The 9,652-nt window shown below is 61.8% G+C and carries 13 protein-coding genes; 10 read left to right on the forward strand and 3 right to left on the reverse strand.

The features are described 5' to 3' along the window. The 10 genes from ACNKID_RS00935 to ACNKID_RS00980 all read left to right on the forward strand — a co-directional run. The coding region (locus tag ACNKID_RS00935) for an ABC transporter ATP-binding protein (RefSeq protein WP_417911555.1) at positions 1–459 on the forward strand (459 nt) is incomplete at its 5' end. An 18-nt stretch (positions 460–477) separates the two neighbouring features. After that, positions 478–879: a hypothetical protein gene (locus ACNKID_RS00940; protein ID WP_417911556.1), complete on the forward strand. Its 402-nt coding sequence runs from the start codon at positions 478–480 to the stop codon at positions 877–879. A 143-nt stretch (positions 880–1,022) separates the two neighbouring features. Further along, positions 1,023–1,193, forward strand: coding sequence for a hypothetical protein (locus ACNKID_RS00945; RefSeq protein ID WP_417911557.1), 171 nt, complete (start codon positions 1,023–1,025; stop codon positions 1,191–1,193). A 338-nt stretch (positions 1,194–1,531) separates the two neighbouring features. Continuing rightward, entirely contained in the window at positions 1,532–2,599 is a 1,068-nt protein-coding gene (locus ACNKID_RS00950) for an HU family DNA-binding protein (protein WP_417911558.1), read from the forward strand. Positions 2,600–2,619: 20 nt separating this feature from the next. After that, positions 2,620–2,922 (forward strand): hypothetical protein, encoded by a 303-nt coding sequence (locus ACNKID_RS00955; protein ID WP_417911559.1) that lies wholly within the window; start codon positions 2,620–2,622, stop codon positions 2,920–2,922. A gap of 53 nt (positions 2,923–2,975) precedes the next feature. Next, entirely contained in the window at positions 2,976–3,245 is a 270-nt protein-coding gene (locus ACNKID_RS00960; protein WP_417911560.1) for a hypothetical protein, read from the forward strand. Between the two features lie 125 nt (positions 3,246–3,370). After that, positions 3,371–3,601 carry a hypothetical protein gene (locus ACNKID_RS00965; protein ID WP_417911561.1) on the forward strand — a complete coding sequence of 77 codons (231 nt, stop codon included), beginning with the start codon at positions 3,371–3,373 and terminating at the stop codon, positions 3,599–3,601. Next, positions 3,598–3,978, forward strand: a complete 381-nt coding sequence (locus tag ACNKID_RS00970; RefSeq protein ID WP_417911562.1) for a type II toxin-antitoxin system VapC family toxin — start codon at positions 3,598–3,600, stop codon at positions 3,976–3,978. Before ACNKID_RS00965 ends, ACNKID_RS00970 begins: the two co-directional genes overlap by 4 nt. 33 nt (positions 3,979–4,011) lie before the next feature. Beyond that, the gene (locus ACNKID_RS00975) at positions 4,012–5,625 is read left to right on the forward strand and encodes a fatty acid CoA ligase family protein (protein WP_417911563.1); all 1,614 of its coding nucleotides are present in this window, start codon (positions 4,012–4,014) and stop codon (positions 5,623–5,625) included. Between the two features lie 61 nt (positions 5,626–5,686). Further along, entirely contained in the window at positions 5,687–6,871 is a 1,185-nt protein-coding gene (locus tag ACNKID_RS00980; protein ID WP_417911564.1) for a glycosyltransferase, read from the forward strand. Positions 6,872–6,888: 17 nt separating this feature from the next. On the opposite strand, the gene ACNKID_RS00985 is transcribed toward ACNKID_RS00980, so the two are convergent. From ACNKID_RS00985 to ACNKID_RS00995, 3 genes are all read right to left on the reverse strand, one after another. Then, positions 6,889–7,977: a cobalt-precorrin-5B (C(1))-methyltransferase gene (locus ACNKID_RS00985; protein ID WP_417911565.1), complete on the reverse strand. Its 1,089-nt coding sequence runs from the start codon at positions 7,975–7,977 to the stop codon at positions 6,889–6,891. Between the two features lie 77 nt (positions 7,978–8,054). Then, positions 8,055–8,732, reverse strand: a complete 678-nt coding sequence (locus ACNKID_RS00990) for a class I SAM-dependent methyltransferase (RefSeq protein ID WP_417911566.1) — start codon at positions 8,730–8,732, stop codon at positions 8,055–8,057. A 90-nt stretch (positions 8,733–8,822) separates the two neighbouring features. Further along, positions 8,823–9,652, reverse strand: an 830-nt coding sequence (locus ACNKID_RS00995) for a damage-control phosphatase ARMT1 family protein (RefSeq protein ID WP_417911567.1), incomplete at its 5' end; no start/stop codon positions are given.

Raw genomic sequence — 9,652 nt, forward strand, 5'->3', positions numbered from 1 at the left:
CGGCCCCTGTCTGAGCGCGAGCTGACCAAGCTGCGGCGGGAGCTGTTCGGCTACATCTTCCAGAAGTTCTACCTCATTCCAACCCTCAACGTCCTTGAGAACGTGCTGCTGCCCTGCACATTCTACAGCAAGGACAGCGGCGCGGAGGAGCGGGCCGTTGAGCTGCTCCGCTCGCTGGGCATGGACAAACGGATGCGGCACCTGCCCGGACAGCTCTCCGGCGGCGAGATGCAGCGGGTGGCCATTGCCCGCTCATTGATCAACCGCCCGCAAATCCTCCTTGCTGACGAGCCGACTGGCAACCTTGACTCAGCCCGCAGCCACGAGATCAGCGCGGTCTTGCAGGAGCTGAACCAGCGCGAGGGCCTCACCGTCATCCTTGTCACCCACAACCCGGAGCTGGCCAAGACCGCGCACCGCATTGTCGAGCTGCGGGACGGGCGGCTGGCTGCTGATTGAATCCATACGAAAAGAAAGATGAAACGAATCTGCTTGGCTGTTTTCCTCGGTGTTTTCTCTGTCGGCGCTGCGGAGGCCAGAACAGACCCATGCCGGCCAGAGGAACATGCGCCGGTTCCCAGGATAAAAGGCCGGTCATACCGGAGCATCAGAGACAAGCTCATAGCTGCTGGCTGGCAGCCTGTGCAGACCCAGCGCAGCCCAATCGATGATCCAGACATAGCTGAAGGGAACGGCAAGATATTCTGGGACAAAGGCTTTGTGGAGGTTGAGGCCTGCGCAGTAAACAAGACCGCGCCCTGTCTGTTCCTGTTCAAAGACAAGCAGGGCAACAAGCTCAGAGTGACGACCTTGGGCGAAGAGCTTTCGGCAGAGGAGCACTATGCCACAGTCAACGGATATTACTTCATATGCAGATAGCATGAATCCAGCAGGCCGTGACGCGCGGCAGCGAATGCGGCATGAAAAAGACAGAAACAAAGGCTTGTTCATCCTGCGTTCATCTTCCTTCTGCTATTGTGCAAACACAAGCAGCATACATCAACCAAAACAGGAGGGCTGTTATGAGAAAAGTTGCCATGGTATTGACCTTGGGCGCGGTGTTTGCAGCGGTGCTGACCGGAAGCGGCTGTGTTCGGCACTGGGATGACGATCATGATGAGCGGCACGAGCGGCGTGAGCATCATGACGACGACCGGCATGAGGGCCATGAGCGTTACGAGCACCGCAGCTGACGCGGCCCAGCATCCGCAGAACAGCAGTCTGACGCAGCCCTGAACAGCGTCCGGCTGCCGTCCGCACCTGCTTGCGGCGCACCCTCACAGCCCGTGTGAATCGCTCTCACACGGGCCGTGACTTTTCCCCGCACGGCGTGTCAGCCTACCTCGCACGGGCTGCGAGCCGCTCCCGCACGGCTGTGCGGCACCTACTGTCAGCAAGGACGGAAGATTTTCCGCTCCTGCGCGGCGACGCTGACGCTTTCCTGTTGACAAGAAAAGAGCTGCGGATTACGTTGTTTGATCAGAACATTCCATCAGCTCAACCGCGCAGTCCAACACAAGAGGAGAACGCTATGGCAACAGTGCAATGGAGGCCCGAAGTCAACGCCCTGACCACACCGCAATCGTACCGCGCTGTTCACGTGCCCCGCAATGTGATTGGCATCGCCGACCTTGCTGCGAGAATAGCGCAGAAACATCCTGAGTGGAATGAGAAGATGGTGCAGATGATGATCAGCTCCTTGATGGAGGAGATTCAGTTTGCGCTGATCAACGGCGACCAGGTGACTATTGCCAACGCCTTCACCTTCCGCCTGTCTTTTGCCGCGCGTTTGGACACGCCGGACGATCCGCTGCCGCCTGCGGAAGAAGTGCTGCGGGTTTCTGTCACCGCCTCCCGTCCTTTTGCCGAGACCATACAGAAGCTGGTGCAGCTGGAACGCCTGCCGATGATTGAGAAGCTGCCGCTGGTCAACAGTGCTGAGGACACGGTGCTGAAGCTGCATGATGTCCTCAGCGGCCAGGGTCTGCTCCGGCTGCGCGGCAGCGATCTCGCCTTCAATCCGGCGCAGGCGGGCTGCGGCTGTCTGATTGCGGGGACGCGCAGCGGCAGCACGGCGCAGACGCGCTTCGGCCTGATCTCCAACAGCGAGATCACTGTTTTGCCGGACATTCCAGCGCAGGATGATCTCTGGAACAACGAATACACCCTCTCAGTCTCGACCAAATACACCGAAAACGGCACTTTGCGCACCGGCATCTACCGGCGCAGGCTGCGCGTGCCGCTGACCATGACGCAGGGCGAAGAGGCAGGCATTCTCACTGATCACAGCAGCAGCCCGCATGTCACAGTCACTGACGCGGAGCTGAGCGGCGCGGCGGAGACCGTGCGCGTGCAGGCGGTGCTGGATCTGCGCGACAGCGTCCTGCTGCTCAATCTGATCGACCTGAAGGAAGGCGGCAGGCAGGGCGAGACTGTGCGCGTCGCAGCCGACGGCCCGTTTGTCCTGCAAGGATTTGCCGGCTCGACGCTCGCCAGCCTGAGCCTGACCGTGAACAGCTTTGCGCAGCTGACGCAGATGATCCGCAGCAAGTACTCCGGCAGGCTGGTCGATGTGCTGACGGTGCGGGCTGGCAGCTGAGTGCCGCACGGACGCGCGTCATGGACTTCACCGCGAAAGAATGCCGCATGATCGCCTGGCTGCGGTATCAGCACGAAAACTGGCGGATAAAACGGCTGCTCCAGCTTGCGGCAGCGCTCGCCTGCCTCATCTACAGTCTTTCCGTATTTGTCATCGGCAATGACTTGGGAATATTTGTCGGCATTGCCGGATTCTATATCCTGAGCCGCACCATTGGCAGCTGGCATGGCAAGCCGGAAATATCTCTGCTCCTCAAGCTGATTGACGAGCGGCAAAAAGAAGGACGGACATGTGCGCTTGACAAGAGCAGCGCAGCTCTGTAAGCTGGTTGCCAGTTGGCAGTTATATTAGAGCATCGTCTTAGAGGAGGCTAAAAATGAACGATAAACAGAAACTCATGCTGGCCCTTTCCATGCTGCTGCCGGTGGTCGGCTGCCTGCCCAAGCCGGTTGCGCCGCCAGTGCCAGAGAAGGTCTGCTGCCGTTTTGTGGAGGGAGGCGACATGCTGACCGAAGACCTGCTGACCAAGGAGGAATGCGGGCAGCGGCAGCATGGCACAGTGGTGCCGGTTGATCCGGGCCGCCTGACACCGCATCCCTGCTGCCCTGATGCGACTGGCGAGACCTGCGGCGACACAGCCCGCTGACATCGGCCGACTCATTCATCCTGCTGCGAAGCTCCATGACCAGCTGCGATATCGCGCGGCCCCTGCATGAGTCCGCCGGCAGGAAGACATTGACAGCCGTCCTTGCGCGCTGGAGGAACTGAAGCATGGAAAAAATTATCGTCCACGTGCGGGACCAAGAAAAAGCGAAGCAGCTGCTGGACCTGCTGGCTGCTCTGGATTTTGTTGAGTCAGCTGTGTCAGCCGCTGCTGCGGCGGAGCCTGATCCGCTGCGCAAGCCGCCGGATTTCTTTGAGGTGGCAGGCATTTGGAAGAACAGGGAGATCACTGCTCAGTCCATCCGCAAACAGGCGTGGCCCAGGCAGCAGCAGACATGATACTCTGCGACACAAACATTTTGGTGGAGTTCTACAAAAACAATCTCCAGATTGTCACCAAGCTGCGCCGGATCGGGCAGGAAGAGATCGCCGTCAGCTCTGTCACGCAGGCGGAACTCTGCTCAGGAGCGCGCAGCAAGGCGGAGCTGAGGCAGATCCGGCAGCATCTCGCCCTGCTGCATCATATTCCTTTGGACGCGCATATCACAGCCACATTCTTGCAGCTGATGGAAAGCTATGCGCTCAGTCACAAACTCAGCATCCCGGACGCGCTGATCGCCGCCACAGCCTTGACGCATGATCTGGCGCTGTACACAAAGAACATCAACGAGTTCCGCTTTATTTCCGGTCTGAAGCTGCATTGCCAGGCTGAATGAGCCAAGCTGCGGCAATGCCATCATGGAGCGTTCATGACCAACTGCAACATCGGCGCGGCCCTGCATGAGTCCGCCGCAGCGCGGGGCGACGCGCTCGCCTTAGTCACCGGCAGGAACGGACGATACCAGCAATGGAGCTTCCGCGAGCTGCTGGCCATCAGCTGCCAATATGCCAACGCGTTGCAAGGTCAAGGCGTGCGGCGCGGCCAGCGGGTGATGCTCATGGTGCGGCCCTCGCTGGACTTCATCGCCCTCAGCTTTGCCCTCTTCCAGCTCGGCGCAGTGGTGATCCTCATCGATCCGGGCATGGGCTATAAAAACCTGCTCCGCTGCATCGGCGCGGTCAAACCGGAAGTGCTGATCGGCATACCGGCGGCGCAGCTTTTCTCGCGCCTCTTTCCCAAGCCCTTCAAAACCGTGCGGCGGCGCGTCTGCGTCGGGCCATCCTTCGGCATCGGCGGCAGCACGCTGACAGCGGCCTGCAAGGGCATGAGCGCGGCGTTCAGCCCCGCAGTCACTGCCGAGGACGAGCTTGCGGCGATCATTTTCACCACCGGCTCAACCGGGCCGCCCAAGGGCGTGCAGTACACCCACGGCATCTTCTTCCATCAGCTCAAACTGATCCGCGATTATTACGGCATCGGGCCTGGCGACATTGATCAGCCCGGCTTCCCGCTCTTCGGCCTCTTTGCTGCGGCCCTCGGTGCTGCGGCGGTGATCCCGGACATGGATCCCACGCGGCCAGCGCAGGTCAACCCGGCTAAGTTCGTCCGCTCCATGCAGGACTGGCAGGTGACGTATTCCTTTGGCTCGCCGGCGATCTGGAACGTGGTCAGCCGCCACTGCCTTGCTGCGGGCATCACTCTGTCGGTGAAGAAAGTGCTGATGGCAGGCGCGCCGGTCTCCGGCGAGCTGATCGGTCGGGTGCAGCGCATCATGCCGGAGGGAGGAACTGTTTATACCCCCTATGGCGCGACCGAGAGCCTGCCTTCGGTCTCCATCACCGGCGAGGAGATACTGCGGGAGACATGGCAGCAGACGCGCATCGGCAAAGGTGCCTGCGTGGGCAGGCCACTGCCGGGCATGAGCGTGCGTGTCATCAGGCCTGTGGACGGGCCGCTGGTCTCATGGCAGGAGGCCAAGCCGCTGCCTGCGGGCCATATTGGTGAAATCGTGGTGAAAGGCCCGGTGGTGACGCGGGCCTATGACGGCAACGAGCCTGAGACGCGGCTGGCCAAGATACCGGACAGCAGCGGCTTCTGGCACCGCATGGGCGATGTCGGCTATCTGGACGAGCAGGGCAGACTCTGGTTCTGCGGCCGCAAGGCGCACCGTGTGCTCACGCCCGCCGGGACGATGCACACCATCTGCTGCGAGGCTGTTTTCAACGAGCACCCGCAGGTGCTGCGCTCGGCCTTGGTGGGCATCGGTCCGCCCGGCGAGCAGCAGCCGGTCATCATTGTTGAGCTGCGCGAGCAGGTGCCGGACAGGCAGCAGCTTTTCATCGAACTGCGGCGGCTGGCCGCAAGCAACTCGCTCACCGCTTCCATCAAGACCTTTTTTGTGCATCCCGGCTTTCCGGTTGACATCCGCCACAACGCAAAGATCTTCCGCGAGAAGCTGGCCGCGTGGGCAGCTAAGCAGTAACCCTGCGCCGGTCATTCCGACTGGCGCGGAACGATGTCTCCTCCTCCAAGGTCATCCCGCCATGAACATACTCCTTTTAGCCGCGCTCCTCGTCTTTGCCCTGACCCTCTTCCTCCTGCTGGAAAATATGTTCGCCTGCTGGAACATTCCCCTCTTGGACACGGTCGCGCCGATCAATGCGGCGGAGCTGCCGTTCGTCTCGGTCATTATTCCGGCATTGAATGAGGAGCAGCATATTGAGCAGGCGCTCAACTCGGTGCTGGCCTTGACCTATCCCCGCTTGGAAATCATCGCGCTCGACGACCGCTCCACCGATGCGACCCCGGCCATTCTGGAGCGCATAGCGGCGCAGCATCCCAAGCTGCGCGTTGTTCGCATCCAGGAGCTGCCGCCCGGCTGGCTGGGCAAGACACATGCGCTCCACCTCGGCGCGGAGCAGGCGCAGGGCGAATTCCTGCTCTTCACGGACGCGGACGTGCGGCTGGCTCCTGACACAGTCAGCCGGGCTGTGACCAGGATGATGGAACAGCATCTCGACCATCTCTGCCTGATCTTTCGGCTGGACCTGCCCAGCCCGCTGCTGGCCATGCTGGCAGCGGACAGCCTCTCCGGCCTGCTGACGGTCTTCAAGCCTTGGCGGACGCTGGACCCAGACCCGCGCTATTTCTTTGGCACCGGTGGCTTCAACCTCGTGCGCCGCTCGCTGTATGCAAAGTGCGGCGGACACCGCCCCATCCGTCTCTGCCCGGTGGACGACATCCTGCTGGGCCGTCTGGTCAAGGAGTGCGGCGGCAGACAGGAGTGCCTTAATGGCCGTCATTTCGTCAGCGTGCCGTGGTACGGCTCTGTGTCTGAGATGATACGCGGGCTGCGCAAGAACGCCTTTGCCGCGCTCGACTACCGCCTGAGCGGGCTGGCCGCAGCAACCCTGTTCGTGCTCTGCGGCCAGATTCTGCCGTTCTGGGGACTGCTGCTGGCTGACGGCTGGCTGCGGCGTGTCTGCGGCCTGACTGTGGCTGCGTCCGCGCTGTCCTTGCTGGTCAGCATCCGCGCCCTTGGCCTGAACCTGTTCTGCCTGCGCTGGTTTCTGCTGACACCCTACCTCAAGCTCTGCATCCTCTGGCAAAGCGCGCTGGCCGCGCTGAGCAAGGGAGGTGTTGCATGGCGGGGAACGTTGTATCCTTTGGACGAGCTGCGGCGGCACATGCAGCCAGTGTCGCCGTGGAGGAAGTTCAGGCGGGAGTGAGAGAATGCAGGCAGGACTCAGACCTGCTCAACCACCCCGTCTTCCGAAGTGACCAAGTGCACATTGACCGGCAGGCCGGAGAGCTGCTCGGCATACTGCCTGGCCCGCAGGCAGACCGCCCGCGCCAAGTCAGCCCGGCCCTGCGCCAGCAGCCGCTGATAGATTTCCTTGGCCGTGTTGGCCTGCGCCAGCCCGGCTGCGGCCTCCGCATCCAGCCCCAGTTCAGCCAGCAGAGCAGCCGCCTGCCGCGCTTCCAGCGCACCGTTGCGGACATGGGTCTGAGGAATGCCCAAGGCGCATTTCAGCACCTTTGCCCACATGCCCGCCAGATGAACGCGGCGGAAGCCCTGCCTCCGCGCCGCCAAGAGCGCATGTTCGAGATAATCGCCCATCATCACCTGCGCCTCTTCCGGCAGAGCCAGCAGCCGCTGCGCCGCCGACTCGGATGTGCGCCCAGTGGAAAGCAGCACCTCGTCCAGCCCGGCAGCGCGGGCCACCTGCATGGCCGCGTCAATAGTCGCTGTCCAAGCCTCGGCTGAGACCGGGCGGACGATGCCGGTGGTGCCGAGGATGGACAGCCCGCCGACTATGCCCAGCCGCCGGTTGAGCGTCTTTTCCGCCAGCTGTTCGCCGTCGCGCACGCTGATGGTGACAGTCAGGCGCAGGCCGTCCTGCCGCAGCTCCTGCAAAGCTTCCCGCACCGCCGCCTGGATCATCTGCCGGGGCACTGGATTTATGGCCGGCTCGCCCACAGGCACAGACAGGCCGGGCTTGGTCACAGTGCCCACGCCCTGACCTGCCCTGAAGGCTATGGCCTCGCCTGCGCCGCCCGATTCCTGCGCTGCCACAGCGGCGATGATCTCCGCGCCGTTGGTCACGTCCGGGTCGTCGCCCGCGTCCTTGATCACTGAGGCCGAAGCGCAGTTCCGCCCTGCTGCGCAGCTGTGGAGCAGGAAGCTGCGGCGGCTGCCGTCAGGAAAGGGGATGTCCACCTGCGGACGCGGCCCGCTGCCAAGCAGCGTCAAGGCCGCCGCCTTGGCGGCGGCGGCGGCGCAGGCTCCGGTGGTGAAGCCGGAGCGGAGTTTGGCTGGTTTGTCTGAACGCACGGTCTGCTGCTGCGGAAAGCCCGGCAGGAACAAGGCCGGGCCTAGGGAGAGAAAAGCGGGAGAGGCGGCTTCAGCACTCAGGCTGCATGAGCGTGCTGCTGATAGTGTGAGTGATGCGGCCAGAACGGCGCTTTCTCCTTCTTGATCCTGACGATTCTGGACAAACCGTAGTTGACAGGCTTCACTTCGACGTTGGTGTAGCCCATCCTGTTGAGGTGCTGGATATACTTGTCCATGGGAAAATAGACCCTGAAGCCGAGCTTGCGCTCCACCCGCTGGAGAAAATCGTAGTCAGCAAACTTCCGCAAGGCCTTCCTCGTGCTGAAGTGATTGATGATGATCACCTCGCCGCCTTCCTTGCAGACGCTGATGGCCTTGTCCAAAAGCACTTCCGGGTTGGGCGTGACCGAGAGCACATACATGATGATCACCTTGTCAAACTGATTCGGCGCAAAGGACATCTCCTCCGCGTTCTCGATCTTCAGCTGGACATTGGTCAGCGCGTATCTGTTGACCCGCTCCTTGGCTTTCTCCAGCATCTCCTGGGAAAGATCAATGCCGATGATGTCCACTGTGCGCGGATATTTCGTCAGGCTGATCCCTGTGCCGACTCCGACCTCCAGCACCTTCTCGTTGCCGTTCAGGGAAATCATCTTCATGGCCTCGTTGCGCCCGTTCTCATAGATGAGGCCGAATATCTTGTCGTACACAGCGGAATACTGATTATAGACCTTCTCGATGCTCTGCTTGTTCATAGTGGATAGCTCGCCAGGCGGCTTCCTGATGCCGTCCTGCTGATATTGTTGACGCTCCCGCAGTCTGACAAGACAGGCTGCGTCTTCTCTTTATGCTGCGCTTCCTCTCTGCTGCCGCAGCAGCACCATCTCGCCGCCGCCGCTCAGACTGCTTGGCGCGAGACCCAGCCGCCGGGTCAGATGGTTGGCCACTTCGGCGCACTTGACGGTGAAGAGGAAATAAATCGGGGCGACGGTCTCGGACAACGTCTCAAAATTGCCCATGCCTTTGCTGATGATGACATCCGCCGCATTGAACTGCGTCCTGAATTCCTCGCTGCACAGGGCCAGCGGGGTGCCGGGGCAGACCACGCCGCTGCTGATCACCGGGCAGAGCTGGTCCATGCCGCAGAGGCGGGCATCGTCCAGCGTCGCGTCGTTGATGATCGGGCCGCCGCGCACCGCCGCCGTGACCTGACAGCCAAGGCGCAGCAGCTGGTCGATCAGCAGGCAGTCAAAGACGATCTCGCCGCAGTTGTCGCAGAGATAGAGCACCCTGCGACCGTTGCTGACAGCTGCCCGCAGGGCCGGATAATCGTCAACAACAAAGTCCCGCACAAAGCAGTCCTGCATGGTCTGCGCCGCGTCAAAGGTATGCTGCGCCGCGTAATCAATGATGTTGCCGCCAATGGCCGCCCGCACCGCCGCCCGCAGCGGATCGTCAGCCGCCTCAATTTTCCGCCGGATTTCCTCGCGCAGGGACAGGGTCAGCTCGTTGCTCTCCCGCTTGACCCGCGCAAAGGGGTCGTCGCTGCCGAGAATGCGGCCAAAGGCAGAATACAGTGCAATAGCATTTTCCGGCGGTGAAAGATCGGTGTCCACTGCCGCGATGAAACGCCCGGCCTCGTCGCAGAGCAGCCGCTGCGCCGCCGTGTCTGCAT

Origin of the sequence: Candidatus Electronema sp. TJ, assembly GCF_048287355.1 — a bacterium.
Classification (GTDB): domain Bacteria; phylum Desulfobacterota; class Desulfobulbia; order Desulfobulbales; family Desulfobulbaceae; genus Electronema.